The 26,381-nt window shown below is 52.9% G+C and carries 22 protein-coding genes; 14 read left to right on the forward strand and 8 right to left on the reverse strand.

The genetic code is table 11. The annotated features are described in order from the left end of the window. Positions 1–98 precede the first annotated feature (98 nt). The 9 genes from CHU94_RS15085 (at position 99) to CHU94_RS15125 (ending at position 12,968) form a co-directional block, all read left to right on the forward strand. Positions 99–797 carry a TerC family protein gene (locus CHU94_RS15085; protein ID WP_094481375.1) on the forward strand — a complete coding sequence of 233 codons (699 nt, stop codon included), beginning with the start codon at positions 99–101 and terminating at the stop codon, positions 795–797. A 182-nt stretch (positions 798–979) separates the two neighbouring features. Further along, positions 980–3,646: a CHASE2 domain-containing serine/threonine-protein kinase gene (locus tag CHU94_RS15090; protein WP_094481377.1), complete on the forward strand. Its 2,667-nt coding sequence runs from the start codon at positions 980–982 to the stop codon at positions 3,644–3,646. A gap of 8 nt (positions 3,647–3,654) precedes the next feature. Beyond that, positions 3,655–4,440, forward strand: coding sequence for a Stp1/IreP family PP2C-type Ser/Thr phosphatase (locus CHU94_RS15095; protein WP_094481379.1), 786 nt, complete (start codon positions 3,655–3,657; stop codon positions 4,438–4,440). Positions 4,441–4,486: 46 nt separating this feature from the next. Next, on the forward strand, positions 4,487–5,152 hold the full coding sequence (locus tag CHU94_RS15100) for an FHA domain-containing protein (protein ID WP_094481381.1): 666 nt from the start codon (positions 4,487–4,489) through the stop codon (positions 5,150–5,152). A gap of 57 nt (positions 5,153–5,209) precedes the next feature. Further along, positions 5,210–7,459, forward strand: coding sequence for a CHASE2 domain-containing protein (locus CHU94_RS15105; protein WP_094481383.1), 2,250 nt, complete (start codon positions 5,210–5,212; stop codon positions 7,457–7,459). A 10-nt stretch (positions 7,460–7,469) separates the two neighbouring features. Then, the gene (locus CHU94_RS15110; RefSeq protein ID WP_094481385.1) at positions 7,470–8,261 is read left to right on the forward strand and encodes a 3',5'-cyclic-nucleotide phosphodiesterase; all 792 of its coding nucleotides are present in this window, start codon (positions 7,470–7,472) and stop codon (positions 8,259–8,261) included. After that, a complete protein-coding gene (locus CHU94_RS15115; protein WP_094481387.1) occupies positions 8,258–10,669 on the forward strand; it encodes an ATPase, T2SS/T4P/T4SS family in 2,412 nt (803 codons plus the stop codon). The genes CHU94_RS15110 and CHU94_RS15115 overlap by 4 nt, the downstream gene beginning before the upstream one ends. 135 nt (positions 10,670–10,804) lie before the next feature. Beyond that, positions 10,805–11,221: a prepilin-type N-terminal cleavage/methylation domain-containing protein gene (locus CHU94_RS15120; RefSeq protein WP_094481389.1), complete on the forward strand. Its 417-nt coding sequence runs from the start codon at positions 10,805–10,807 to the stop codon at positions 11,219–11,221. Between the two features lie 49 nt (positions 11,222–11,270). Next, a complete protein-coding gene (locus CHU94_RS15125; RefSeq protein ID WP_094481391.1) occupies positions 11,271–12,968 on the forward strand; it encodes a PglL family O-oligosaccharyltransferase in 1,698 nt (565 codons plus the stop codon). Between the two features lie 9 nt (positions 12,969–12,977). Here the strand turns inward: CHU94_RS15125 and CHU94_RS19100 are convergent, their stop codons facing one another. Then, positions 12,978–14,441 carry a hypothetical protein gene (locus tag CHU94_RS19100; protein WP_141211471.1) on the reverse strand — a complete coding sequence of 488 codons (1,464 nt, stop codon included), beginning with the start codon at positions 14,439–14,441 and terminating at the stop codon, positions 12,978–12,980. Between the two features lie 90 nt (positions 14,442–14,531). Here CHU94_RS19100 and CHU94_RS19105 point away from each other — a divergent pair, with 90 nt between their 5' ends. Further along, positions 14,532–16,934, forward strand: coding sequence for a hypothetical protein (locus CHU94_RS19105; RefSeq protein WP_141211472.1), 2,403 nt, complete (start codon positions 14,532–14,534; stop codon positions 16,932–16,934). Here the strand turns inward: CHU94_RS19105 and CHU94_RS19110 are convergent. Next, positions 16,897–18,396 carry a hypothetical protein gene (locus CHU94_RS19110; protein WP_141211473.1) on the reverse strand — a complete coding sequence of 500 codons (1,500 nt, stop codon included), beginning with the start codon at positions 18,394–18,396 and terminating at the stop codon, positions 16,897–16,899. The genes CHU94_RS19105 and CHU94_RS19110 overlap by 38 nt on opposite strands. A 226-nt stretch (positions 18,397–18,622) precedes the next feature. On the opposite strand from CHU94_RS19110, the gene CHU94_RS15135 reads away from it, so the two are divergent. After that, the gene (locus CHU94_RS15135; RefSeq protein WP_094481395.1) at positions 18,623–20,107 is read left to right on the forward strand and encodes a M48 family metalloprotease; all 1,485 of its coding nucleotides are present in this window, start codon (positions 18,623–18,625) and stop codon (positions 20,105–20,107) included. Here the strand turns inward: CHU94_RS15135 and CHU94_RS15140 are convergent. Together CHU94_RS15140 and CHU94_RS15145 are read right to left on the reverse strand one after the other, a co-directional pair. After that, positions 20,078–20,428 (reverse strand): phage holin family protein, encoded by a 351-nt coding sequence (locus CHU94_RS15140; protein WP_094481397.1) that lies wholly within the window; start codon positions 20,426–20,428, stop codon positions 20,078–20,080. The genes CHU94_RS15135 and CHU94_RS15140 overlap by 30 nt on opposite strands. 71 nt (positions 20,429–20,499) lie before the next feature. Continuing rightward, entirely contained in the window at positions 20,500–21,210 is a 711-nt protein-coding gene (locus CHU94_RS15145) for a TerC family protein (RefSeq protein ID WP_094481399.1), read from the reverse strand. 344 nt (positions 21,211–21,554) lie between these two features. Here CHU94_RS15145 and CHU94_RS15150 point away from each other — a divergent pair, with 344 nt between their 5' ends. Beyond that, positions 21,555–21,986, forward strand: coding sequence for a DUF3717 domain-containing protein (locus CHU94_RS15150; RefSeq protein ID WP_094481401.1), 432 nt, complete (start codon positions 21,555–21,557; stop codon positions 21,984–21,986). A 78-nt stretch (positions 21,987–22,064) separates the two neighbouring features. On the opposite strand, the gene CHU94_RS15155 is transcribed toward CHU94_RS15150, so the two are convergent. Then, positions 22,065–22,625: a YaeQ family protein gene (locus tag CHU94_RS15155; protein ID WP_094481403.1), complete on the reverse strand. Its 561-nt coding sequence runs from the start codon at positions 22,623–22,625 to the stop codon at positions 22,065–22,067. Then, positions 22,625–24,004 (reverse strand): adenylosuccinate lyase, encoded by a 1,380-nt coding sequence (purB, locus tag CHU94_RS15160; protein WP_094481405.1) that lies wholly within the window; start codon positions 24,002–24,004, stop codon positions 22,625–22,627. The genes CHU94_RS15155 and purB overlap by 1 nt, the downstream gene beginning before the upstream one ends. A gap of 96 nt (positions 24,005–24,100) precedes the next feature. On the opposite strand from purB, the gene CHU94_RS15165 reads away from it, so the two are divergent. Continuing rightward, positions 24,101–24,715, forward strand: coding sequence for a glutathione S-transferase C-terminal domain-containing protein (locus CHU94_RS15165; RefSeq protein WP_094481407.1), 615 nt, complete (start codon positions 24,101–24,103; stop codon positions 24,713–24,715). Positions 24,716–24,822: 107 nt separating this feature from the next. Further along, positions 24,823–25,056: a hypothetical protein gene (locus CHU94_RS15170; RefSeq protein WP_094481409.1), complete on the forward strand. Its 234-nt coding sequence runs from the start codon at positions 24,823–24,825 to the stop codon at positions 25,054–25,056. A gap of 23 nt (positions 25,057–25,079) precedes the next feature. On the opposite strand, the gene CHU94_RS15175 is transcribed toward CHU94_RS15170, so the two are convergent. Together CHU94_RS15175 and CHU94_RS15180 are read right to left on the reverse strand one after the other, a co-directional pair. After that, the gene (locus tag CHU94_RS15175) at positions 25,080–25,529 is read right to left on the reverse strand and encodes a nuclear transport factor 2 family protein (protein ID WP_094481411.1); all 450 of its coding nucleotides are present in this window, start codon (positions 25,527–25,529) and stop codon (positions 25,080–25,082) included. After that, positions 25,526–26,305: an SDR family oxidoreductase gene (locus CHU94_RS15180; RefSeq protein WP_094481413.1), complete on the reverse strand. Its 780-nt coding sequence runs from the start codon at positions 26,303–26,305 to the stop codon at positions 25,526–25,528. Before CHU94_RS15180 ends, CHU94_RS15175 begins: the two co-directional genes overlap by 4 nt. Positions 26,306–26,381: the final 76 nt, after the last annotated feature.

Consider the following 26,381-nt stretch of genomic DNA (forward strand, 5'->3'; position numbering starts at 1 on the left):
GGAACAGGTCGGCGTGCTGACCTTCACACAAGCCGGATGTCCTGAAGGACAATCCGGCTTTTGCATTTTGGAGTGATGCACTCCGCACAAGGACTACCGTGGAAGAATTTCTCACAGCACATTTCTGGATTGCCGTCGGTCAGATCATCATGATCGACATTTTGTTGGGTGGCGACAATGCCGTGGTGATCGCGCTTGCATGTCGCAAATTGCCAGCGCACCAGCGCATCAAAGGCATTCTTTGGGGTACCGCGGGTGCGATTGTGCTGCGCGTGGTGCTGATTGCTTTTGCATTGACCCTGTTGCAAATCCCTTTTCTGAAGCTGGTGGGTGCTGCCCTGTTGTTGTGGATAGGCGTCAAACTTTTGGCACCCCATGACGAGGACGAACATGCCAATATCGAAGGAAGTGACAAGCTGTGGGCGGCTGTCAAAACGGTGATCGTGGCGGACTTGGTAATGAGCGTGGACAATGTGATCGCCATTGCTGGAGCTGCGACGGGGGCTGGCGGCGATCATCAGCTGCCATTGGTCATTTTTGGTTTGTTGGTGAGCATTCCCATCATCATTTGGGGCAGCCAGCTGGTTCTTAAATTGATGGACAGGTTCCCGATGATCATCACTGTGGGAGGCATGCTCTTGGGTTGGATTGCTGGCACCATGGCCCATGGTGATCCGGCCATGAAAGAGGTTCTGCCGCAAACGGCCGTTTGGAGTTATGGTCTGGGTGTCGCGGGGGCTGTGCTCGTGTATGCCTTGGGTTACCTGAGTCGCAAGCGTGTCAGCACAAGCGCGTAACGGGGCCGGACTCCGTTTATCGCGCTGGTTTTCCACTTGTCAAAAAGCCTTGGTCGCGTGCTTTATCACCTTGTGGAAGGACTTGCTGTCTGATACTGTTACAACTTTAGGCCCCATCCGTCTGGTGTGGGCGGGTGAGACGTGGCTGACAGAGTCAGCCTGACACAGGGTGAGGGTGAGGGGTGGCGAAACGTTCTTCAAAATCGCAGGTAGTTTGGCGGACCGATTGGTTTGCAGGTGTTGCCGTGGTGTTGGCGGCCGTTGCATTGCATCTGGCAACAGATTTTGTGGGGACCTTGGAACGCCGTTTCTACGATTTTGCAAGCACCAGTGCTGCACGCCAGCCGTCCGACCGTATCGCTGTGATAGCGATTGATGACCAGAGTATTGCCAATATCGGGCGTTGGCCCTGGCCCCGGGATGTGCATGCGAAGTTGATCGATCAGTTGTCCGCAGCAAAGGCCAAGACAATTGCGCACACGGCATTCTTTATCGAGCCACAGGTCGATCCGGGTTTGCAATTCATTCGCAAAATAAAAGCGGCTGTGAATGTGCCTGTAGATGGCGCTGCTCCCAACGAACAAATTGCACAACTGATATCGGAGGCCGAGCAAACATTGGACACCGATGCCAAACTGGCCGCCAGTGTGCGGGCTGCTGGCAATGTGATTCTGCCTTCGGTGTATGTTTTAGGGGAGCCACAAGGGCGGCCTGATCAGCCTTTACCACCCTATGCTGATAAAAGTGCCATTGAAGAAAACACTGGCTATTCCATTCAGTCGCAGCGTGGACAACAGCCGATAGAAGCCCTAGGCAGCGTGGCGGCGGGTATTGGCCATTTGAACCAGTTTCCTGATGTGGATGGCGCGGTCCGTCTTGAGCCATTGCTGGTAAATTTTTATGGCAGGGCCATCCCTTCTATGGCGCTGCTAACGGCCGCAAATAGCTTGAATTTGACTACATCCGATATCCGGTTGAATGTGGGTGATTCTGTGCAGGTGGGGCGGTTGCGGGTCAAAACGGATGGAGCTGCCTTGATGCTCCCTCAGTTTTATAGACCGCACGATGGCAAGCCAGCTTTTGCGGTGGATTCTTTTTACGACGTTTTGAGCGGCAAAATCCCGACCAGCAAGTACGCAGACAAGATTGTGATTATCGGGGCAACCGCCGCAGGGGTCGGCGTGCAGTTCCCTGTGCCGGGGTATGCGTCCTTATCGCCTGCTGAGACGATTGCCCACATAACATCCAGCATCCTGAGCGAGCATTACATTGTCCAGCCTGGATGGGCGCTGTGGGCCAGCCTCGGAGTTTTTCTGTTGGTGGCGGGGTATATCGTCTGGTTGCTTCCTAGGCTGGCAGCTGGAACCGCTGCTGCCGTTACGTTCGGAAGTTTTGTCGCTCTGCTTTTGCTAGAGTTTGGTTTGTTGTCGGCCGGGGCAACCTGGATCCAGCTGGTTTTTCCTGCCTTTGTGTTGGTGCTGGGACATCTAGCGCTAACGACCAAGCGATTTTTGATAACCGAGGCCGGCAAGGTCAAGGCGGACGAGGAGTCTGCGGAAACCAATCGCATGATGGGACTGGCCTTGCAAGGACAAGGTCAGTTGGACATGGCGTTCGATCGCTTTCGCCGAGTCCCCATGGGCGATGCAGTGATGGGTAATTTGTACAGTTTGGCGCTGGATTTTGAACGCAAGCGCCAATTCAACAAAGCGGAGGCGGTGTACGAGCACATGGCCGCTTTTGATGCTAGCTACAAGGACATAAAAGCCAAGTTAAGCCGAGCTAAGAATCTATCGGAGACCGTCATTCTTGGCAGTGGCGGACATCCGGGCGGCACCATGCTTCTCGATGGAGGGGCAGTAGAAAAACCTATGCTGGGACGCTACCAAGTGGAGAAAGAGCTCGGCAAGGGTGCCATGGGCGTGGTCTATCTCGGAAAAGACCCGAAGATTGGCCGGGTGGTTGCGATCAAAACCATGGCGCTGAGTCAAGAGTTCGCGGGCGAAGAGTTGACGGATGCGCGCGAACGTTTCTTCCGTGAAGCAGAGACCGCCGGACGTTTGCAGCACCAGAATATCGTCACCATTTTTGATGCAGGAGAAGAACACGATTTGGCCTACATCGCCATGGAGTTCCTGAAAGGGCGAGATCTGGTTGACTATTGCAAAGGCGGTAATTTATTGCCGATACCTACCGTTATCAGCATTGTTGCAAGAGTGGCGGAGGCCTTGGACTATGCCCACAAGCAAATGGTGGTCCACCGCGATATCAAACCAGCCAACATCATGTATGAGCGTGAAAGCGACACGGTCAAGGTGACCGATTTCGGGATCGCCCGCATCACTGACTCCAGTAAAACCAAGACCGGTTTGGTGTTGGGGACGCCCAGCTTTATGTCCCCCGAGCAATTGGCAGGCAAGAAAGTGGATGGTCGTTCCGACTTGTATTCTCTGGGTGTCATGCTCTTCCAGTTGCTGACGGGTGTGCTACCTTTCCGTGGTGACTCCATGGCGGAGCTCATGTTCAAAATTGCGAATGAGGAAGCGCCCGACGTGCGTGTGATTCGGCCAGAGTTACCGGAGACATTGGCTGGTATTGTTGCCCTGATGTTGCACAAACGCCCCGAACTGCGTTACCAAGATGGTGCACAAGTTGCGGTTGATCTGCGTGGAATCAGACTGGACACTGCAACAGTACCCAGTGCGCCAGTAGTTCGAGCTGACATTGTGGGCAGTCCCGATTTTGTTGCAACCAATCCCAATGCTGCGGCCTACGACCGTACCGTGGCACACAAAACAGGCCGCTTGGATGTAAACCCAGCCATCGGTTCTACCGACATAGAAATTTGACCGCACCCATGATGTACCAGTTTTGCGCCCAGACAGATCCGGGTCGGACCAGAGATAACAACGAGGATTCTGTCGCCTTTGAGGAGGCCGCGAAGGTGGCGGTGCTGGCGGATGGCATGGGTGGATACAACGCGGGCGAGATCGCAAGTGGAATGGCGACGGCTTTTATCAAATCCGAACTCAGCCGTTGGTTGACGGAGGCCGGGCCAACTGCACAGGCAAAAGAAGTGCGGCGGGCGATGGAGATTTGCGTTGACAACGCCAATATGGCGATATTCAACTCCGCCAATGCCAATGCAGCGTATGCCGGTATGGGAACCACCTTGGTCGTCGGGGTGTTTCGCGACGATCGCCTTTTGCTGGGGCACATCGGAGATTCGCGGTGCTACCGGTTGCGCGCCGGTGTGCTGAGCCAGATCACCAAGGATCATTCATTGCTGCAGGAACAAATTGATGCGGGTTTGATTTCCCCTGAGCAAGCGGCGACGTCCTCGATCAAAAATCTGGTGACGCGTGCTTTGGGAGTCGAAGATGCAGTTGCGCTGGATGTCAATGAGCACGTGGTCGAGCCAGGCGACTTGTATCTTATGTGCTCAGACGGTTTGTCGGACATGGTTGCCGATGAACTAATCGCTAGAATCGTGTGCGAAGGCGCGACGCTAGACCAGAAAGCAGATTTGCTGATCTCTTCCGCAAATGAGCATGGCGGTAGGGACAATATTTCTGTATTGATGGTATCGGTTAGCGAGGCATCGGAGCGGCGTGGATTGTTTGCCAAGCTGCTAGGGAAGTAGAGTACTGAGATTTTCCACAAACCAATTACAGAAAAAGGAGTCGATCATGCCGAAGATGATCGTTTCGATCGATGAGGTCGTGATCAAGGAAGTTCAGCTTACGAAGGACCGCACGACTTTGGGGCGCCGTCCCTACAACGATATCGTTATCGATAACTTGGCTGTAAGTGGTGAACACGCCGTATTGCTTATGACGGGTGGCGAAGTGTTCCTAGAAGACCTGAACAGCACGAACGGTACTTACATCAATGGCAAAGCCGTGAAAAAGCAGCAATTGCAAAACGGCGACGGCATTGAAATTGGCAAGTACAAAATCAAGTTTGTTGGTGATGGCGCTGCGGAGAACTTCGACAAAACCATGGTTGTGCGCGCACGCCCGGCTGTGGTTCCGCCAAGTGCCCCGGCTTCGGGCTATCCCACTGTTGCGGGCGACTCAACAGGGCTCGGTGCATTTCATGCAGCGATCAAAGTGCTGTCCGGTGCTGCTTCTGGCCGTGAGGTTCCATTGACCAAAGTGGTGACTACGATTGGCAAGCCCGGTGTTGCAGTCGCCGCCATTACTCGTCGGCAACATGGTTATGTGGTGCACCACGTGGAGGGGGCCGGAAATCCCACCTTGAATGGGGCGCCTATTGGTACTGACCCCATTTCTCTTAAAAATGGTGACTTGGTAGAGTTGGCGGGAACCCAAATGCAGTTCGTGCAAACCTGATCTCTGGCCCGTCAGCCAGCCTGACCAATTCGTATCCTTGACGCTGGCTGGCATTCCATGAAAGCGGTAGCAAAACACTGGCAGCGTATTGCGGTGACGCTGATCCCAGTGCTTCTTGTTTTGTTGCACGCTATGGGGGTGGCCCGTATTGGCGTTATTCAGCGCTTGGACGACATCATTTACGATGCGCGCCTTCAAGCAACTATGCCCCGCACGCTAGATGACCGTATTGTCATCATCGATATTGACGAGAAAAGCTTGGCTGAGCTTGGCCGTTGGCCTTGGGGGCGCAATAAGCTAGCCGAATTGGTCGATACCTTGTTTTTAGAGCAACACGTTGGTGTTCTTGGGTTTGATGTTGTGTTTGCGGAGGCGGATGAGAGTTCGGGTTTGGCGCGACTGAACCAGTTGGCAAGCCAAGAGTTAAAGGACTATCCAGGTTTCGCTGAACGTCTCAAGCAGTTGCAGCCTGGCTTGGACTTCGACGCAACGTTTGCGAGGGCGATCGCCAATCGCCCTGTTGTCATGGGCTACTACCTCACGAGTGACAAAGAAGGGCGATCTAGTGGCTTATTGCCTGCACCAGTTTTGCCGGAATCTGTTTTGCAAGGCCGACAAATCAAGGCAACTTCTTGGACGGGATATGGCGCGAACATAGAGCAACTGGCGCGTTCGGCGCCCGTAGCTGGGTTTTTCAACTCAATCACGGATGGTGATGGCGTTGTGCGTTCTCTTCCGTTGTTGGCGGAGTACAAAGGGGAGTATTACGAGTCCATTGCCCTTGCCATGTTCCGCGTGATAGCAGGGATGCCAACGGTGGCTCCTGGCTTTTCCAATGAGCGTTTTCTGGCCAAGAACTACCAAGGAATGGACCGGATACTGCTGAAGCAGGGCGACAAAGCGCTTGCAATTCCGGTCGATGAGCGTGTCGCGACATTGGTGCCTTACCGTGGATATGGTGGTGTCAGTGGCGGCTCTTTTCGTTATATCTCCGCCGCAGATGTTGCGAACAAACGGCTGCCATCAGGCTCACTAAAGGGCAAGGTCGTGTTGCTTGGTACGACGGCCCCTGGGCTCTTGGATTTGCGAGTTACTCCTGTCGGGGAGGTCTATCCGGGTGTGGAAACGCATGCGAACATTATTTCGTCTTTGCTGGATGGCACCATGTTGGTAAAGCCAGACTATGCAGTGGGCTACGAGGTCGTGATCGTTTTGTTGTCAGGTCTGTTATTGGCGATCGGCCTGCCTTTGCTATCTGCGTCACGTGCGGTGTTGTTGAGCCTGACGGTGATCGGCCTGTTGACTGCCATGAACTTGTGGCTTTACCTCGGGTTTGGCTTAGTGTTACCGTTGGCCTCTGTGCTGGTGATGGCTGTCACTGCTTTCAGTTTGAATATGAGTTATGGCTACTTTGTGGAGAGCCGGTCCAAACGAGAGCTTGCCAATTTGTTTGGAACCTATGTGCCACCTGAATTGGTGGACGAGATGGTGAAAGATCCGGACAGCTACAGCATGCAGGCGACGAACCGTGAAATGACGGTGATGTTTTGCGATATGCGTGGCTTTACCCAAATGTCGGAACAAATGGAGCCGACGCAATTGCAGTCACTGTTGACGGGCGTTTTTAGTCGCCTAACGAGGCTGATTCGTGCCAATCGCGGCACGATTGACAAGTACATGGGGGACTGTGTCATGGCCTTTTGGGGCGCACCTGTTGAGACCGCAGAGCACGCCCATTTGGCTGTCAAATCTGCAATGGAGATGGCAAATGCAGTTCGCGAAATCAATGCAGAGCATAGAGCTTCCGGTTTGCCAGAGATTGGTATTGGTATTGGAGTCAATACCGGAACCATGTGTGTTGGTGACATGGGCTCCAACATTCGAAGGAGCTACACCGTCATCGGCGATGCAGTGAATTTGGGTTCCAGATTGGAAGGCCTTTCCAAGATCTATGGTGTCGATATTGTCGTGAACGAAAGCACGAAGAAAATGTCGCCGGATTTTGCATGGCAAGAACTGGATAGGGTGCGTGTGAAAGGAAAGGAGCAGGCAGTCTCTATTTACTGGCCCCTGGCACCAGTTGCACGTCTTAGTCCCGAGGGTGCGGAAGAGTTGAAGATGTGGGCAGTGTTTTTGCGTGCGTATCGAGCTCAGAACTGGGATCAAGCCGACGTGTTGTTGATCAACCTAATGCGCATGAATGTAAAAAAATACCTGTACCAGCTCTACTCCGAGAGAGTAGCCTCTATGCGATTGCTGCCATTTGATCCAGAATGGGATGGCGCAACCAATTTTGAAACCAAATAGGGCGTTACCTGTGAAAGTCCGCGTACTTGGATGTTCAGGAGCGATTGCCAAGGACTGCAGAACGACGTCTTTCTTGATTGACGCCCAGATTCTTGTGGATGCCGGAACTGGAGTGGGAGATCTGACGCTCGCTGAAATGGCCGCTATCGATGTCGTATTCCTTTCCCACTCTCATCTAGACCATGTCGCTGCTTTGCCATTAATGGTGGATGCAGTTGCATCCCAGCGTAGCCACCCGCTCAATATTTATGCTTTGAAAGGCACTATAACTGCCTTGAAGGCCCACATATTTAACGATGTGATATGGCCTGACTTCTCCCGTCTACCGCGTGGGGATGCGCCCTTCATCCGATTTGTCGAGATTTCGGTCGGCGAGCAATTGCACATGTTCGGGAAGAGGATTGAGGTGCTGCCGGCAACACATACGGTGCCTGCTGCGGGGTTTGCGGTGAATGAGGGGGGCGCCAACTGGGTCTATACAGGCGATACCGAGCGGAACCCCGCCTTATGGGCACGCATCAACGAAATGCCTATCGCTATGCTGGTAATTGAAACGGCTTTCAGTAACCGTGAAAAAGATCTGGCAAAAAAAAGCTTGCATCTTTCTCCACATTCCTTATCCCACGAGTTGGATTGCATTGCCGAAGGGGCGCGGTATCCTATTTTTATCACCCACACTAAGCCCGCTGAAACGGATCTGATCATGGCGGAAATTCAGCGCTTTGATCAAACACAGCCTTTTGGGCGAGATGTCGCACATGACATCCGTTGGCTGTGTGCGGGGCAGGAGTTTGACCTATGAGTTCAGTTATTCAGCCAGCAGGTGCGGAGCACGCATTTTTTGAATCCCAGAAGCTGCCTTCCAAAAAAAGAGGCATGACGTTTGAGGCCTTGTTTTATAGGCAGTTGCATCAAGTGACCGCCCGTATCCATGAAACTGAAAATATTGAACAAATCATGCTGGAGACCAGCCAGGAGATTTGCAAGCTTCTCAATGCGGATCGTTTGACTTTGTACGCGGTGAGTGAGGACCAAACCTCAATCGTTTCCAAGATCAAGACAGGCTTGAACAGCAGCCGAGACTTAAAGTTGCCTATTTCTCCACAAAGTCTTGCCGGGTATGCTGCTTACAGCAAGGCCGCATTGAACGTGGTGGACGTTTACGATGAGGATGCGTTACGACGCGTCCACCCTGCCTTGTCTTTTTTGAAGGAAGTCGACAAGCGCTCCGGGTACCGAACCAAGCAAATGCTGGTGGCTCCCATCATGGACGGAAGCCATCTGCATGGAGTTTTGCAAGTCATCAACAATAAGAATGATGAACCGTTTGGTGAACTCGAAGTAGACGGCGTTACTGAGTTGTGCAAGACATTGGCAACAGCCATTCGTCAGCGCCTCAAAAAGACAGCTGAGGTGGGTGGTGTCAAAAAAGCGAGCAAATTCGATAGCCTAGTAGCGGATGGGCTGCTGACTGAGCAAGAACTGCGGGCCACAGTGGAGGCGGCACGTGCCGAGGGGCTGTCCAGCGAGTCGGCACTGATGTCCAGCTTTGGACTGAGCCCCGCACTGCTGGGGGCGGCTTTAGCGAAATTTTTTGGCGTGGCTTACGAACCCTTCAATGCCGGTCGCATACGCTCAGAAATGCTACATGGCGCGCTAAAGCGCGAGTTCATTGTGGAGCAGGGATGGATTCCCTTGGAGGAGTCGCCCGAGGGTCTTGTGATCATGTGTTTGGATCCTGAGGCTGTAAAAGGCTCGCGGGTTGTCCCCCAGGTGTTCCCCCGGTCGAGCAAGTTTGCGTACCGAGTTACGACCCAAGCAGAGTTCAAGGACACACTGGCTCAATTGTTTGGAGCATCTGCAGATAGCAGCACGATTGACCAGTTGTTGGCGGACATGGATGGCGCGCCAATTGATGATGGTGCCAATGACGATTCCCTCGAATCCGCAGCTGCAGACAACGAGTTAGTGAAGTTCGTCAACAAAGTCATCATTGATGCGTATAACCAAAAAGTCTCTGATATTCACATTGAGCCTATGCCGGGGAAACTTAAAACAGGCATTCGGTTTCGCATTGATGGAAGCTTGGTTCCTTACGTGGAGGTTCCCGCACATTTCCGCCAAGCAATGGTTACCCGGCTCAAGATCATGTGCGATCTGGACATCTCCGAACGCCGAAAGCCGCAAGACGGGAAAATCAAGTTCAAGAAGTACGGTCCCCTAGATATAGAGCTCCGTGTGGCGACCATTCCATCCGCGGGTGGCGTGGAAGATGTGGTGATGCGAATTTTGGCTGCGGGTGAACCCATACCTTTAGAAAAGCTGGGGCTGACACCGCACAACAAGGCGCGTTTGGAGGCGACCGTCAGCAAGCCCTATGGATTGTTTTATGTGTGCGGACCGACCGGTTCCGGCAAAACCACCACGCTGCATTCCATTCTCAAGTTCTTGAATACGCCCGACACCAAAATCTGGACAGCTGAAGACCCAGTTGAAATAACCCAGAAAGGTTTGCGGCAAGTTCAGATCAATAAAAAAGCAGGGATCGACTTTGCCTTGGTGATGCGCGCTTTTCTGCGTGCTGACCCGGACATCATCATGGTGGGTGAGTCGCGCGACAAGGAAACCGTATCCATGGGCGTTGAGGCCTCCTTGACTGGGCACATGGTGTTCTCAACGCTGCACACGAACTCAGCCCCGGAATCTATCACCCGCTTATTGGACATGGGGATGGATCCATTCAACTTTGCGGACGCACTATTGGGTATCTTGGCTCAGCGGCTTGCAAAGAAGTTGTGTGATTGCAAACAAGCGTATGTTCCAGATGCTGAGGAACTGCGCCTGTTCGCGGCAGAGTACGCCGAAGAATTGCGGCACTCCCACGCTTGGAAAGCGGATTACGCTGGTGAATCCAAAAAAATGGTCGACAAATGGCAGCAAACCTACGGGGAAAGTGGCCAGCTCAAACTATACAAAGCCGTCGGCTGCGACAAATGCAATGGATCAGGCTACAAAGGCCGTGTGGGTTTGCATGAACTCATGGTGGCGGACGATGCGGTCAAAAAACTCATACAAGAACGCGCTCGCGTTGCGGAGCTGTTCTCGGCAGCTGTGGAGGGTGGAATGCGTACACTGAAGATGGACGGAATGGAGAAAGTGATGATGGGACTAACTGACCTCAAGATGGTCAGGCAGGTATGCATTAAGTGACAAAAATGTCAATGTAGGAAGGTGCGGCTGATGGATTTCTGATTTAATGAACATTTTTGTGTATTGGAGCAGCCGATATACCTTGGCACGAAGTCTGCTGCAACATGGGCCTCTGTCATTTTTTAGGAGTTCTGTATGAAGCGTTCTATCCAAAAAGGTTTTACCTTGATCGAATTGATGATCGTTGTTGCGATCATTGGCATCCTGGCCGCTGTTGCATTGCCTGCATATCAAGATTACACAAACCGTGCGCGTGCATCAGAAATCGTACTAGCGGCTAGCGGTGCTCGCACTTGTGTTACTGAAACTGTGTCGTCTAACGGCTTTGGCTCCTTAAGTGCATGCGCGGATGGTTTTACTTCTTCTCCTCGTTTGCTGGGGATGGCTGTTGATGCAGCAAGTGGTGTTGTACAAGTGACTGGTGCGGTGGCTGTCACAGGAACTGCAGACATGGTTATCACATTGTCGCCAACATCTGCTGGCCCCAACCAAATTTCCACGTGGACTTGCAAAGGCTCAAATACAAAATGGGCACCAGCCTCCTGCCGTTGATAACTGCAGAATAAAAAGAGGGGAGCTTCGGCTCCCTTTTTGCTTTCTTATGGGCAGTTTCCTCCCAACGTCAATTTGGCTGCTTGTTCCTGGTCTAGCGGCTGCATGGTTGCTGCCAAATCACTCGCCGCCATGGACCGCCTTTCACTCAGAATTCCTGGCTGCCGTTGTCTTCTGGATATTGGCAGTAGTAGTTTTTATAAAGAATAAATACCAATTAAGCAATTCGACTGGAGTGTGGCTACTTTGGCTGTTGGCAATTCAGGTGAGTTTGAACTGGTATTCCGGATTTGCTTCGAGTGCCGGTATCGCCTGGATAAATATCCTCTATCTGATGGGTTTAATCTCTGCGATAAGACTGGGAACTATTTGGCAAGTAAATGCAAATGGTGGGCCAGTGAATTTTATATATAGTGCAATTATTGTTGCTTCGGTAATAAGCACATTATTACAAATTAATCAAGGCATAGGATATCAATCTAATTTGATATGGATAAATTCGGCGCCGCCGGATTTGCGCATGGATGCGAATCTCGCGCAGCCCAATAATCTAGCGTCTCTGCAGCTTATGGCGCTTGTAGGTTGTTCATGGTTTTGGACGCAGAAACAAATAAGAGCATCCATAGCGATTGGGGTCGCTGGATTACTTTTGATCGGTTTGGCGCTTACCGCTTCGCGCAGTGGATTCTTAGGGGCAATACTCATATTATGCATATGGCCATGGGTAATATCATCGGACTATAAAGGGCGCGTTGCTCTTATAACGTTAGCGACTGTGCTTGTGGTATGGTTATTCCTGCTGGTAACGATAATTCCATTGATGTCTCAAGTAATGGAGACGCGCACGGTTGGTGCTTCCGTTTCCACTCGAAGTGGGGATGGAAGACTAGCGATCTGGTCTATGGCCTTAGATGCCATTGCCGAGCGTCCTCTGTGGGGGTATGGTTGGGGCCAAATTCATGCCGCGCAAATGGCTGTTGCGGCAAAACACTCGTCAATGAGCGCGTTAAGTTCTGCGCACAATCTAATACTCGATATCGCACTATGGGGCGGGGGGGGGGTGGCACTTGCTGTTGCATATTATGGTGTAAGGCGTATCCATACACAAATGCGTCTCTCTACAAATTCACGGCATGTTCATACATTACTGGGTATGGGTGTCCTCATATTCCATTCGATGCTTGAGTTGCCATTGCAATACGCTTATTTTCTCTTGCCTTTCGGTGCTCTGTGGGGCTCATTGGAGTCTGTCCATCCTGTTATAGGTTGCAAGGCATTACGGAAAACTATATCTATATTGGTTGTAATGTTGCTGGGGGCTTTGGCATTAACTATTGCTAAGGATTATTTGAAAATAGAGCGGGCTGAAAAAATATTACGACTTGAGTTTGTCACTGGTAAAATACAGGCCCCCGAGGAAGATCGGATGCCTAAATTGATGGTACTGGACTATTATGAAGATTTTTTTCTTCTAAGTCGCCTCAATCCTGTCGCAGGATTGGATTCGGAGCAATTGCATCAGATGGAATTAGTTGTTAAGACTGTCCCCAGTGATTTGCTGATCTATAACATGGCGGCTAACTTCGCGCTAAATAGGCAGCCAATAAAGGCAAAAGAATGGATGAAAATACTTTGTAAAACTCGAAGTGAGAATGCCTGCAAAAGTGCCTTGGCCAAATGGCGGAGTGATGGTTACCATGATCAAATTCCCTTAAATCTAGAATTGAGAGCGGTACCTGGCGGGTGATATTTGCTGCTATGGCTCTGCAGTAGCTCTGCATTGATGAAAGAAAATAAGATGATCAGTTGCTACTAAATTGCATAAATTTTTGACCGTGAGTGGCATTTTTTGCCAGCGATCAAAGTCTGGTCGGGTAAGTAGCAAATACTGTACATTCCACCGCGATATGAAAGCTTGGAATTTATAAGGCTCATCGAGTAAACTCTCATGCCAGAAATAGTATTGATCGCCATATGAGTCGATTCTGGAATCAATTGAAGGCTTTAGTCTTGGGTAGCCTCGATATATAAGTTCTCCCCCAAGGTCATACGAATTGAATACGTTGCCTTTTATTGTTTGATCCTGTAGCGCAGCGGAAATTCCATGTGAAAAAAGAACATTGGACCGTGCATTGAAGGGTGACGCGGCATTCATGTTGCCAAATTTGTAGCAAAACAATAATCCTATCGCTGTAGCTACAAAGAGAATCAACAAGCGTTTATATTCTGATTTCCAATTGCCTGTGTTCGTGCCTGCGCCGAACAAAAGAGAAGCGACCCAGCAAAAAATTATTCCCTGATAAACTAGAAAGCGATTTCCCCAAGCTGCTAGCGCCAAGAATAACATGCTTGTCCCTATGACCCTCAGAGATAGCTTGCGTCTGTATATTATAACTATAGCCAAGTTGATTGCAAAAAAAGCTAGGCCTGGATATATTCCGACTACCGAATAACTTCGAATGTCCAAAAGGCTCATCCATTCGACTATCTCCTTTTTAGCCAAAGAGTCGTGACTGAAGCCTAGGGAGAACTTCCATAGCTCAATCCCAAAAGGAGTGCACAAACTAGCCATGAAAACTAGTAGTGGGAGAGTTAGCCAGAAAGCTGCATAGAGATTTAGCCTATTTGGAATGTTTTGGCTGGAGGCCTCGCATTTTCCATAGTATTGCATTCGATCAATTGTATAAATCAATGCAAGCGGTAGCGTAAGTATGAAAGAGCCGTGTGTATTTGCCCAGAGTGCTGCCAATCCAATAGGCATTAAAATATTTATCGTTGATAATTTTTTGATCAGTTGTTCTAGTGAAACGAGATACGCTAGTAAAAAAAACAGTGTAAAAAGTTCAGGGCGAAGAAAATGACGGTAATTCTGGCCGAGCATTGCTAGCAAGCCTAAGCCTAGCGAGAGTGAGAGCGAATTGCCGCTACGCCTATAAGCGGTAAAAGACAAGGCTGCAAATAGAAATACACCCAGAATACCAAGTAGAAAACCAAGCGTCGCCTGTTCAAATAAGCGATTAAACGCAAAAAATAGTAATGCTGGCAGCCACTCGTGTGCGTTGTAGTGAAAGTCGCGTGCCTCTGTATATGGAAACAATAGAGTGCTTGGAATGGATTGATGAATCCATATCGATTGCCCAATTCGGCTTAAAAGCCAATAGTCATTTTCTGCCTGAGGTTGGGTAGTGGCCCACATCACAAGCAAAGTTGCCAGCAGCACAGTTGCAATTCGCAGAACGCGCGTAGACACTATAAGTAGAGTGTTCAATTTCTGTGGTTGTTTTACGATGTACAAATGTAAGAGAACACAATGAAAAAGCTAGCACAGCTCATACAACACAAGCTAACACCAACTAACATCTTTGTAGCTTGGGGCGTTTTGCTTCTGTTAACTTTAGCACTATGTGGTCATGTTTTGTTTTCTGGTGATCTGATATTCGGTGCACCCGGCACAGATATACCACAACAATTTATTGCTTGGCGAAACTTCGGTTTTAAAGAGATATCTGCTTGGAACGTACCACTCTGGAATCCTCACATCTATGGTGGTGCACCTTACTTGGGAGGATTCCAAGCGGCGCTGATGTATCCGCTCAATTGGCCATTGTTCATGTTAATGGACACGCGCGTAGCCATCAACACGAGTATCGTTCTACACTGCTTCCTAATGGGGGCATTCACAGATGCCTGGCTGCGACAAGCAGATATATCACCTCTTGCTGCGTTGATGGGAGGGGGGCTTGCAATTCTCGCTGGCACGTACATCTCTCATGTATATGCGGGTCATTTGCCGAATCTTTGTGCAATGGTGTGGTTGCCACTGATTCTAAAAGCTGTAGATGGAGTACTGATTAGTGACGAGCAAGAACAAAACAGATCTCTAAAACAAACACGAAGTGTGCTGTTAGGGGCATTTGCTCTAGCGATGCAAGTGTTTGCCGGGCATCCACAATACGTAATGATCTCGGTGATTGCCATCACAGCGTATTCAATTATCCAGATTTATAACAAGAAAATTCAATGGAAAATAGCAATAAATTTAATAGTGATGTTTTCTTTGGGAGTGGGGCTTTCTGCCGTGCAGCTCATTCCAAGTATTGTGGCTGGCGGGGAGACAATTAGAAGTAGAGCACTTCAAGAAAGCTTTGCTGCGATGTTTTCCCTTCCGGTTGAAAATCTAATTACGCTTGCAATGCCCAACGTATTTGGAGGATTCCAACTGCAGCCGTACTTCGGGCGTTGGTACTATTGGGAGGTTTGCTTATATCTAGGCTCCGGGAGTTTGCTAGTTTGTGTGCTGGGTATAAGAGGAGGAGGCAGTGGCGCCAACCAAGCTAAAACGAATGATGAAATAAAAAATCGGCACCGTGGGCTTTTAGGCATGGGGATGTTGACGCTAGCCATCGCCCTCGGCAATGCAACATCACTTCACCACTTTCTATATGTAAATGTTCCTGGATTTGATAGAGTACGCGGGATGTCTAAGTTTGCATATGCAACAACCTTTGTTGTGATTTATTTTTCTTCCAAAGGTTATGACGTCCTAAATAAGAACTCGGCACGCAAGCTGGCTATGTTAGCTGCATGCTGTGCGTGTATTTCTTATTCAATTTCGATTGTATTTGAATGGAGTCGTCAAAATCCGTTAATAGAATGGATAGGAGCTAGTAAAGAAAGCTATTTGTTCGAGTCAGCGAAGCAGCGACTGAGTGAGGATACACTGCTATCTTTTGAAAATCAGGCTGGCCTAGCAATAGCCGGAGCCTTTAATAGATGGGGGGTAGAGATGGCAGCTTGGACAGCGCTACTCCTTCTTATCAGTAAGAGGGTTAAATACAAACCCCTCGTTATTCTGGGGGCCATGTTGCCAGTGTTCATATGGGCGCAAGGGGCCATGGGATTTACATCATATTCGGAACAAATTAGTCTATGGAATGTTCCTTTAGATGCCCTTGATGGGAAATATCGCGTAGCAGACCAAATAAATAAAAATAGTTCGATGTACACCGGTGCGTTAGAAGTGTCAGGCAATGATCCGGGCGTTACTACGCGGTATGCAGAATTGTTGGCTGCAATAGAAGGGCGCAATCCGAGCGAAGCTTCGCAATACATTGACATCTTGCAACCGCACGCTTTGCATGTGCTGCTCCGGCTGAAGTATGTACGTCAAGCTAGCCCAAACGGATTCAGTGAATGGTTAAGTGTCCTAGATCCACCAATGCCGCAATTTACACTGATGAGCAAATATAGCGTAAAAAGGGGGCGCGACGAAGTGCTAGCTCATATGCTATCACCAGAATTCGACCCACGTAACGAGGTCGTACTCGAGCAAGAGCCATACCCCGTGCCAGAGCTAGGGGGCAGAGGTGTGGTTAAGATGGCCAAATGTAAAGCGGACTATTGTGTCGTAGAGGCTTCGATAGAAAAGCCAATGCTGTTACTTATGACGGATGCTTGGTCCCCATCTTGGCAGGTTCGCTCATATTCAGAGTCTGGAACTCAAAATAGTTATCAAATCCAACCTGGCGACCACGCTTTTCGCGTAATTGCCTTGGAAGCTGGGGAGCATAAGCTTAATATTTATTATTCAAGAACTGCTTTTTATATTGGTGGAATCATTTCTTCAGCGGTATTGGTTGTTTTTATTTACATTCTTGGCTTGAATTTTCGGCCAATTAATTCACGTTCTCGGAAGAAGGTTCATACTGCATGAATAAAAAACGCTTGTCTTGCGCCAAGATTTTCCATTGAGTTGCATCAAATGTCCCTCTTCTCACAGCATCAAGCACTCGAGGGGTTTCATATAGCATGTACTTAACCTGATACCTTTTAACGAACTCTTGAAGAAGCTCGCGTGAATTAATAAGCGACATGGTGTATCGATAGTAGTCCATGCCATATGAATCTACGCGGCAATCTATAGTTGGACGTAAGCGAGGGTGTGCGCGGTAAATGAGTTCAGCCCCGAGTTCCATGCTATTAAGGACGTTGCCATGATGGCTATCATCTTCTAACGCAGCCTCAAGTTCAGGACCTAAACGATATAGACCATACGAATAAGGTTTTACTCCGTATGCATTTCCATACAGTACAACTAAGATTATCAGTATGGAGCTCGTTATGGCCATGATTTTTGTTATTGCTAACTGAAAGTGAGGCAATTTCCATACTTCAGGTTGTAATCTTGTCAACAAATACGCTGCAACTATCCCAAGGTAGACTGGAAAACGAATTGCTTTGTAGGCTAGTGCGGTAAACAATAAAAATACAAGTACATCAACTGCGCTTAATTTCTGACGGTGTATGCAAATCCATACGACACAGGCAATCCAGACAATAAGAGCAATCCACCAGCCGCGCTCATTTACCCAGCGCTTTGAAAAAGTGGGCATCCATTCCCCAATTAAGACGCTTAAAGTTGGATCATTGCTAAAACCAATTACAAATCTTAGCATTTCATCGCCGAATGGATTTATAAGACACGCACCAAGGCTTGAAAATGCGATACCCGCAAGCACCAGACTTAAGCGATTTGGGCGAAATACTTCCGCCTGGCTATGTCTTATACTGTCGAGGTGATTTCCCGCGGCATAAACGCCCGCTAATAATGGGCCAAGAATAAATGAGCCATGTGTATTGACCCAAATTACTTGAATAAGTATTATGTAAAAGGTATATTGGGGGCGAATCCGTTGGCGCAGCTTCTCTAACGCGATCCAGTAACAGATCAGTAAGAGCGTGGCAATCAACTCCGGACGTAATACATGGCGATAGTTCTCGACCGTGACAGCCAATAGCCCCCCGAAAAGGCTTGTTGCCCAATTTCCGCGGCTACATACCCAGCCAAGTGAAGTAGCAAATACGAATAGTAGTAGTCCTAAAGCAGCGTGGATAAAGGGCAGATTCTCAGTGCCAACGGACAAGAGTAGTACGTGAAACAAAAGAGAGCTAAGCCACTCGTGGGCGTTGAAGTGTTGGCTGGCAACTTCGGTGAATGGAAAAAGCAACGTGTCGGGAATTTCATGCGAATCAAAGATGATTTCGCCAATTTTTGCCTGTAGCCAAAAATCAACACCTGCAACTTGCACGAAACTGGCGTAAATGCAGCATAGAGTCGTGACTAATAATGCGTAATTCCGCCAGATATACAGGGCGTTGTTGTTTGAGGCGGTCATGTAAAGTTAAATATGTGGCTGCTAAGGAGAGCTAGCTGTTTCGATACGCGTTCCTTTTGAAACTGGGTAAAGTATAGCCAGTCGTGCAATATTGCCTGCAATGAACATGTGTTACGAAAGTCTGAAATTGAAGCAAAATCAGGCAATTAATGCGCATTATCAAGTCGTCGAGAGTCGGTCTTGGTGTGGCGCCGCCTTCAGTCCTAGGGCTCTCGTCCTTATTGCTATGTGCCTACCGCTTCACTTTGGGGGCGCAGCGCAAGAGGCGTTTGCTGGCCCTGCACAACTGCCCAACCTCGGCGACCCTATCTCCATCTCCCCCGCCACAGAACGCCGTCTCGGCGATCGTATTGCCCGCGAGCTGTACCGCGATCCAGACTACTTGGACGACGCGGTGATCGGCGACTATGTGCAAAGTATTTGGCTGCCTTTGATGGCCGCTGCCCGCGCGCGTGGGGAGTTGCCGCCTGAATTGGATGTACAGTATGCATGGAAGGTGTTATTGGGGCGGGATCGGTCTGTCAACGCCTTTGCTTTGCCGGGCGCCTATTTCGGGGTGCATCTTGGGCTGGTGGGTGTGGTTTCTAGCAAAGACGAACTGGCTGCGGTGTTGGCCCATGAGCTGAGCCATGTGACGCAGCGCCATATTGCCCGCTTGATTACCCGCCAAAACGAGCAGACGCCCTGGTTGATTGGCGCGATGATATTGGGGGCGATGGCGGCGAGCAAGAACCCCAACGGTGCCAATGCGGTGATCGTGGGCGGACAAGCGGTTGCGGCCCAGACGCAGCTCAACTTTTCACGCGACATGGAGCGTGAGGCGGACCGTGTAGGGTTCGGTATCGCCGGCCAAGCGGGGTTTGCCCCCCAGGGTTTTGTGTCGATGTTCGAGAAGCTGCAGCAGTCGAATCGGCTCAATGATGCGGGCGGTTTTCCCTATCTGCGCAGCCACCCACTCAGCACAGAGCGCATGGCGGACATGCAAGCGCGTATTCCCAGCCAAACCGCAACTACACCGCCTGCACCTGCGGGCGAACACTTGTTGATCGCAGCCCGTGCCCGCGTCCTGTCCAATCCCGCGGTGGACGCTTTACGGCATTGGGTGCAAGAGGCTGAGCCTGTGCAGCTGGCGCGCCAACCTGTTGCGCAGCAGGCCGGGATCTTGTATGCCGCAACACTTGCAGCTTCGCGCTTGCGGTCATTCGACCAAGCGGATGCATTGGGATCACGCCTGCGCGCGGCAGCTGGATCGGATGCCCAGTTGGCGCGTCAGGTGAGTCTGTTGCTTGCGGAGGTTGCTTTGGCGCGTGGCAATGCCGAGCTTGCCATGGGGGAGCTAGGCGCCCAAGGGCCCATTCGCAGCCGTGCCGAGCTATTTCTGATGGCCCAAGCCCAGTTGGCACTTGAGCGCGCGGATGCTGCGTCACAAAGCCTGCAAACTTGGGTGGCGGACAACCCGAGTGACGCCCAAGCTTGGCAATGGCTGGCTCGTAGTACCGCTGCGCAGGGGCGCACCATTGCCTCCATACGGGCAGAGGCCGAAGTGAATATTGCGCAGCTGGATTACCCGGCTGCCCTGACCCGACTCAAGGCGGCGCAGGACATGGCGCGCACCAACCCCGCTGCAGGTGACCATTTCGAGGCATCCATCGTGGACACCCGGGCGCGCCAGATGGAACAGTTACTTCGAGAACAGGCGCTCGAGCGCTGAATCGATGACCATGCCCAGCGCGGTGTAAATCAGTGAGCCGATCAGGGCGGCGGTAAACCCTTGTACGTGGAAGCCTTCCAGCACACTGGCCGCCGACCAAAACATCAGTGCATTGATGACAAACAGAAACAGGCCCAGCGTCAACACGGTGAAGGGCAGAGTTAGTACGACCAGCAGGGGACGCACTACCGTGTTGAGCAAACCAATCACAAATGCAGCGATCAACGCGGCGGTAAAGCTTTTCACTTCCACACCGCTGTAGAGATGCGCCACCGCCAGCAAGGCGCTGGCGCTCAGAATCCATTTGAGGAGCAGTTTCATGGTGCGCCAGCATAGCACCGGCCTGCTGCGCAGCCCAGAGGTGCGCGCTTCCGTACTGTGCAAACTGTGTGTCAGGATTTGTGCGCCAGCGCGGCCTGGGTGCGCTTTTGGCTCCACCAGCCTGCGCTCAGCACACCCAGCACAGCGACCGCATACAGCGTCCAGCGGGCGGCCAGTTGCATGGCGTCAGAGGTGTTGGCATCGCCGAACACCGGGCGCAACAAGGCTTCGCCCACCACCATCTTGGCGGCCGTGAACGCCAGCACCGCCGCGCCCAGCTGGATGATGATGGGGAAACGCTCCACCAACCGCAGCACCACGCTGCTGCCAAACACCACAATCGGCACGCTGATCAGCAGGCCGATTACCACCAGGTCCATGGCGCCGTGCGCGGCACCGGCCACGCCCAGCACGTTGTCAATGCCCATCAGCGCGTCAGCCACCACAATGGTTTTCATGGCACCCCAGAAGGTGCTGGCGGACGGGCCGTCGTGTTCGCCATCGTCCTGGTCCGCCAGCAGCTGGTAGGCAATCCACAACAGCCCCAAGCCGCCCACCAGCATCAATCCGGGAACCTTGAGCAGCCAGACCACGCCGAGGGTCATGATGGAACGCACCACGATAGCACCCACCGTACCCCACAGAATGGCTTTGCGTTTGAGTGGGGGCGGGAGGTTGCGTGCGGCCAGCGCAATCACAATGGCGTTGTCGCCGGCCAGGACGAGGTCGATGAGCACAATAGCCAGCAGAGCGGACCACCAAGGGGCAGAGAGAAATTCCATGTCAAATCCGGTTTCAAGTCGATGGGGTTACATCGCGGACTGGACGGCGAGCAGGGATGGGAGGCCACCAACGCACTTCGATCCAACCCGCGGTGGGGCTGCAATCGAAGGTCTTGCTCAGCCAGGTGGGGCACCTGGCCCAACAAGCCGGAAGCGGAGCTTCGTACTGACGACTTGTTGTTCAGCGCTGCAGGACAGCACCAGGGAGCTACTCCCCTTCGGCCGCGCAGTGTAAGCGCAGGGACGTAAAGACCCGCAATAACCAGGGGTTATCCGCGATTTGCGCCAGTGACAAAAATCGGCTCCAGGGACGGTATATGATCCGCCCCCTTCTACGGGAATCTATGGCAGGCATTCACATCACTGACATCGAATCGGCTATCAACTATTGGCGTGCGCGCGAGCCTTCGCCTGATGGCGTATCGTTGCCCGCACCCACGCGTGCGCTGGCCGAGGTGTATGCCTTACTGGTGTATTACCACGAAACCGAAGCTGATGCGGCCAGCATGCCACCCAAGGCGCTGGCAGCATGGCTCGCGTGGTACGAGAGCACGCCCGACACCCCGTGCATTGCCATTTGCTCCACGAGCCAGGGCGATGATCTTTGTAAAGGCTGTGGCCGCACCTTCGACGAGGTGCAGCGCTGGCCGGAGATGGGCCCCGCTGACAAGCGGGCCACTTGGCGCCGTATCACACTGGATGCGAGCGCTTGGCGCTTCAACAAATACGCGGAGCGGGCTGCTGAGGGGCATGCCGCGCAGGATGATTTGCTATGAAAACGGTAGCTGCTCGCGCAGTATCTACGGGGGTTAAGGGTTAATTTGATACCAAAGGTGTTTGGTGTCCACCTGCCGCTACTTCCAGCGAACGGGCTCAATATCGACGGTATTCACGCCGTCGCCCAACATCAGTACCCCTTCTTGCACCGTCGCCTGCAGCTGCATGCTGCGCTGCGCCAGCTTGGCCAGTGCCTGCGAGGTGGCCGACGGAATGCGCCACACCTGCAGCTTGTCCAGCCGGCTCAGCTTGCCCTCAATGCCCTTCCACCAAATGTCGGCAGAGTGGGCAAAGGGGTAGAGCAGCACTGCATCGGCCTTGTTACAGGCCTTGCTGATGGGCTTGTCTTCAGGCTGGCCTACTTCGATCCACAGGCGCTTCTGGCCCGTGAAATCGGTCAGTGACACGTCCGGATCTTCCGGGTCGGACAGCCCGGCGCCAAAGGCCAAGGTGCCGTCACCGTTGCAGACGGTCTGCAACTGGTGCGCGTTGAAGGCCAAGGCCACCAGCCGCACCATCATGCGCTCATCGGTCTCGCTCGGGTGGCGCGCCAGCGTTAGCGCGTGGTCTGCGTAATAGGCGTGGTCAATGTCGGCAATCGACAGGTTGGCCTTGTAGATGGTGGATTTGAGTGCCATCAGACTCGCTTTGCCAATTCTGAAGCCTTGCCGGTGTAGCTACCGGGCGTCATGGCCAGCAATCGGTCTTTTTCTTCCTGTGGCAGATCCAAGCCAGCGATAAAGCCTTGCATCAGCTCGCGGGTCATGGCCGCGCCGCGGGTGAACTTCTTGAGCTGCTCATAGGGTTGGGGCAGGCCAAAGCGGCGCATCACGGTCTGGATGGGCTCGGCCAGCACTTCCCAGGAGGCGTCCAGATCGTCGGCAATCGCGGACTCGTTGATCTCCAGCTTGTTCAGGCCGGTCATCAGCGAGCTGTAGGCCAGCACAGCATAGCCCAAGGCCACACCCATGTTGCGCAGCACGGTGCTGTCGGTCAGGTCGCGCTGCCAGCGACTGATGGGCAGCTTCTCGCTCAGGTGGCGCAACATGGCGTTGGCCAGGCCCAGGTTGCCTTCGGCATTCTCAAAATCGATCGGGTTGACCTTGTGCGGCATGGTGGACGAGCCCACTTCACCGTCCTTGAGCTTTTGCTTGAAGTAGCCCAAGCTCACATAGCCCCAGATGTCGCGGCTCAGGTCGATCAGGATGGTGTTGGTGCGCGCCACAGCGTCAAAAAGCTCGGCCATGTAATCATGCGGCTCGATCTGGATGCTGTAAGGCTGGAAGGTCAGGCCCAGGCCCAGGGGCTCGGGGGTCTCGATGACCTTGCGGCTGAAGGCTTCCCAGTCGAAATCAGGCCAGGCAGACAGGTGGGCGTTGTAGTTGCCCACAGCGCCATTCATCTTGGCCAGGATCTTGACGCCGGCAATGCGGTCGCAGGCGGCTTGCAGGCGCACCACCACGTTGGCGATCTCCTTGCCCACGGTGGTTGGGCTGGCGGTTTGGCCGTGGGTGCGGCTGAGCATGGGCACGTCGGCATACGCGTGGGCCATGTCGCGCAGTTTGAGCACGATCTTGTCCAGCGCGGGCAGTACCACGACGTCACGCGAGGCCCGCAGCTGTAGTGCGTGGCTGGTGTTGTTGATATCTTCGCTGGTGCAGGCAAAGTGCACGAACTCACCTGCCTTTTCCAGCTCGGGGCGGGCTTCGAACTTGGACTTGATCCAGTATTCGACGGCTTTTACATCATGGTTGGTGGTCTTTTCAATAGTCTTAATGGCTTCCCCGTCGGCTTCCGAGAAGTTTTTGACCAAGCCCAGCAAGTAAGTGCGAGCGCCCGGTGTGAGCGGTTTGAACTCGGCAAACCCCGCATCACTGAGTGCGATAAACCAAGCCACCTCCACCTGAACGCGGCGGTGCATATAGCCCAGCTCACTGGTCAGCGGGCGCAGAGTGGCGAGCTTGCCGGCGTAGCGACCGTCAAGGGGAGAGAGGGCGGAGATGGCGGAGAAAGTCATTCCCGAATTGTAGGTTGTGCGCCACGCCCGACCCCATGGACCGTTCCGGCAAACCCCGCTGGATAGAATTCATCCTCAAGCAACTGTCAAGACTCCATGAAATTACTCGGATCCACTTCCAGCCCCTATGTTCGCAAAGTCCGCGTCGTGATGGCCGAGAAGAAGCTCGATTACGCCTTTGTCACTGAAGACGTTTGGGCCGCTGACACCACCATTGCCGAGTCCAATCCGCTGGGTAAAGTGCCCTGCCTGATCATGGAAGGTGCGGAAGCCCTGTTCGACTCCCGGGTGATTGTGGAATACCTCGACACCTTGTCGCCCGTCGGTAAGTTGATCCCGTCGGTCGGTCGTGAGCGCGCTGAAATTAAGACGTGGGAAGCGCTGGCGGATGGTTTGATGGACGCGGCCATTCTGGCGCGCTTGGAAGCCACCTGGACCGGCCGCACCAAGGCGCAGCGCAGCCAAGCCTGGATCGACCGCCAGATGCGTAAGGTCACCGACGCCGTCAAGGCCATGGACCGGGGTCTCGGAGAAAAACCGTTTTGCGGTGGCATCCACCTCAGTCTGGCCGACATTGCCGTGGGTTGCGCCCTGGGTTATCTGGATTTCCGTTTCCCGCAGATCGATTGGCGTGCCGACCACCCCAATCTGGCCAAGCTGATGGAAAAACTGGCGCAGCGCCCGAGCTTCGCAGACTCCATTCCAGCCTAGGATTGGCGCGGCTTGGCGGGTCAAAAGGTCCCGTAGGCCACGTTTTTACACGGAATTACACAAAAACACTGGCCAAAACCCGCGCCCGTGCTTACAGTCTGCCGACCATGGCGACTTACAAAACTGTTTACAAGTGCCGCGAATGCGGGGCCACCAGCTACCAGCCGGTGATTGACCGTGCCGCCAATGGTGCGCTCAAGCCCACCGGTGCGTACAAGTGCACCGGTTGCCGCAATGTGTTTGCCTCCCTGCGTGCTTGGTGGGAGCCACGGCGATCGGTGGAGTTTCAGGACTTTCAGGGCAGCAAATTTAGCGGTCAAGTCAACGCAACCGGACGCTGATCCGACCATCTCCTTGTGGCAGCCTAGCTGTTGGCGCGTTTCTTGAGCCAGCGCATCACCCCGCCCACTACGGGCAACTTCTCGTACAGCTCTTCTGCCGCGTCCCAGTAGTCGCGGTGCAGTGTGACCAAGCCGGTGTCGTCCAGCACCAGGTGCGAGCCCCCCAGAATGACTTGCTCCTCGCCCTGTTTGAAGCGGCGGAAGTAAAAACGAAACTCCCAAGTCAGAAAACATTGCGTTCCCTGCACGATGCGCTCACGCACCACAAAGCGCGGGCTCTCCAGGGTTTCGAACATGTGGGCGAAGATGCCGCTGATGGCGGGCACTCCCCGCACATCATTGAATGGGTCTTTGAAGCGCGCATCTGCTGCGTACAGGCTTGGCAGCGTTGCCAGCGATGCGGGTGTCAGCGTTTCAAAAAAAGCGACCACCCTGTTGACGGCGTCGTCGCTGGCATGTGTGGGTGTAGTCATAGGGTGGCGCGTTTGACGAGGTAGAAGTAGGCCCGGTTGGGCAAGAGGCGCAGGGTCTGTAGCCACAGCGTAAAACGTTTTGGGAAATGGATCTCGAACCGGCCATGCGCCCAGCCTTTGAGGATGGCTTGGGCTGCTTGGGCGGGGGTGAGCAGCGCGGGCATGGCGAAGTCGTTTTGCGCGGTGAGCGGGGTTTGCACAAAACCGGGGTTGATGAGTGACACGCCTATGCCTTTGTCGTGCAGGTCCAGATACAAAGTTTCCGCCAGGTTGATCAGTGCAGCCTTGGTCGGGCCATAGGCCAGGCTGTTGGGCAGGCCGCGGTAACCGGCCACGCTGCCCACCAGCGCGATGTGGCCGGCGCCGCGCGCCAGCAGCGCAGGCAGCACCGCACTCAACAGTTGCAGGGCGCCGGTGTAGTTCACCGCCAAATGGCGTTGCATATCGCTCAGGTCCAGCGCGTGGGCACGCATGGGGGTGTAGTGCCCGGCGCAATAGACCACGCAGTCCAGCGGACCACCGGCCAGCAGCTGGTCGGCTGCGGCATGCACGGCGGCGGAGTCGGTGGCGTCCAGCGGCAATGCGGTACTGCCGGGGTGGGCCGCCACAAAGGCCTCCAGGTCGTGCACCTTGCGGGCCGATACGACGACATGCGCACCCTGGGCATGCAGGGCCGCCGCTGTCGCCTCACCAATGCCACTGGAGGCGCCGACGATCCAGACAGTTTTGCCACGCCAGTCGCGCAGCGGAGGGTTCAAGGGCTGAAAGAGGGGCATGGGAACAACCTTGTATGCTCTATTTTTGATAGCTGCTCGCGCAATATCCACAGGGGCTAGGTGCCAATTTGGCTTG

This window comes from Rhodoferax sp. TH121, from assembly GCF_002251855.1.
GTDB lineage: Bacteria > Pseudomonadota > Gammaproteobacteria > Burkholderiales > Burkholderiaceae_C > Allorhodoferax.

Bases quoted from the DNA above. Each gene is read 5' to 3' on its own strand.
- CHU94_RS15095 (WP_094481379.1), top strand. From the start codon at position 3,655: ATGATGTACCAGTTTTGCGCCCAGACAGATCCGGGTCGGACCAGAGAT.
- CHU94_RS15100 (WP_094481381.1), top strand. From the start codon at position 4,487: ATGCCGAAGATGATCGTTTCGATCGATGAGGTCGTGATCAAGGAAGTT.
- CHU94_RS15105 (WP_094481383.1), top strand. From the start codon at position 5,210: ATGAAAGCGGTAGCAAAACACTGGCAGCGTATTGCGGTGACGCTGATC.
- CHU94_RS15115 (WP_094481387.1), top strand. From the start codon at position 8,258: ATGAGTTCAGTTATTCAGCCAGCAGGTGCGGAGCACGCATTTTTTGAA.
- CHU94_RS15120 (WP_094481389.1), top strand. From the start codon at position 10,805: ATGAAGCGTTCTATCCAAAAAGGTTTTACCTTGATCGAATTGATGATC.
- CHU94_RS15125 (WP_094481391.1), top strand. From the start codon at position 11,271: ATGGGCAGTTTCCTCCCAACGTCAATTTGGCTGCTTGTTCCTGGTCTA.
- CHU94_RS19105 (WP_141211472.1), top strand. From the start codon at position 14,532: ATGAAAAAGCTAGCACAGCTCATACAACACAAGCTAACACCAACTAAC.
- CHU94_RS19110 (WP_141211473.1), bottom strand. From the start codon at position 18,396: ATGACCGCCTCAAACAACAACGCCCTGTATATCTGGCGGAATTACGCA.
- CHU94_RS15135 (WP_094481395.1), top strand. From the start codon at position 18,623: ATGTGCCTACCGCTTCACTTTGGGGGCGCAGCGCAAGAGGCGTTTGCT.
- CHU94_RS15140 (WP_094481397.1), bottom strand. From the start codon at position 20,428: ATGAAACTGCTCCTCAAATGGATTCTGAGCGCCAGCGCCTTGCTGGCG.
- CHU94_RS15145 (WP_094481399.1), bottom strand. From the start codon at position 21,210: ATGGAATTTCTCTCTGCCCCTTGGTGGTCCGCTCTGCTGGCTATTGTG.
- CHU94_RS15150 (WP_094481401.1), top strand. From the start codon at position 21,555: ATGGCAGGCATTCACATCACTGACATCGAATCGGCTATCAACTATTGG.
- CHU94_RS15155 (WP_094481403.1), bottom strand. From the start codon at position 22,625: ATGGCACTCAAATCCACCATCTACAAGGCCAACCTGTCGATTGCCGAC.
- purB (WP_094481405.1), bottom strand. From the start codon at position 24,004: ATGACTTTCTCCGCCATCTCCGCCCTCTCTCCCCTTGACGGTCGCTAC.
- CHU94_RS15165 (WP_094481407.1), top strand. From the start codon at position 24,101: ATGAAATTACTCGGATCCACTTCCAGCCCCTATGTTCGCAAAGTCCGC.
- CHU94_RS15170 (WP_094481409.1), top strand. From the start codon at position 24,823: ATGGCGACTTACAAAACTGTTTACAAGTGCCGCGAATGCGGGGCCACC.
- CHU94_RS15175 (WP_094481411.1), bottom strand. From the start codon at position 25,529: ATGACTACACCCACACATGCCAGCGACGACGCCGTCAACAGGGTGGTC.
- CHU94_RS15180 (WP_094481413.1), bottom strand. From the start codon at position 26,305: ATGCCCCTCTTTCAGCCCTTGAACCCTCCGCTGCGCGACTGGCGTGGC.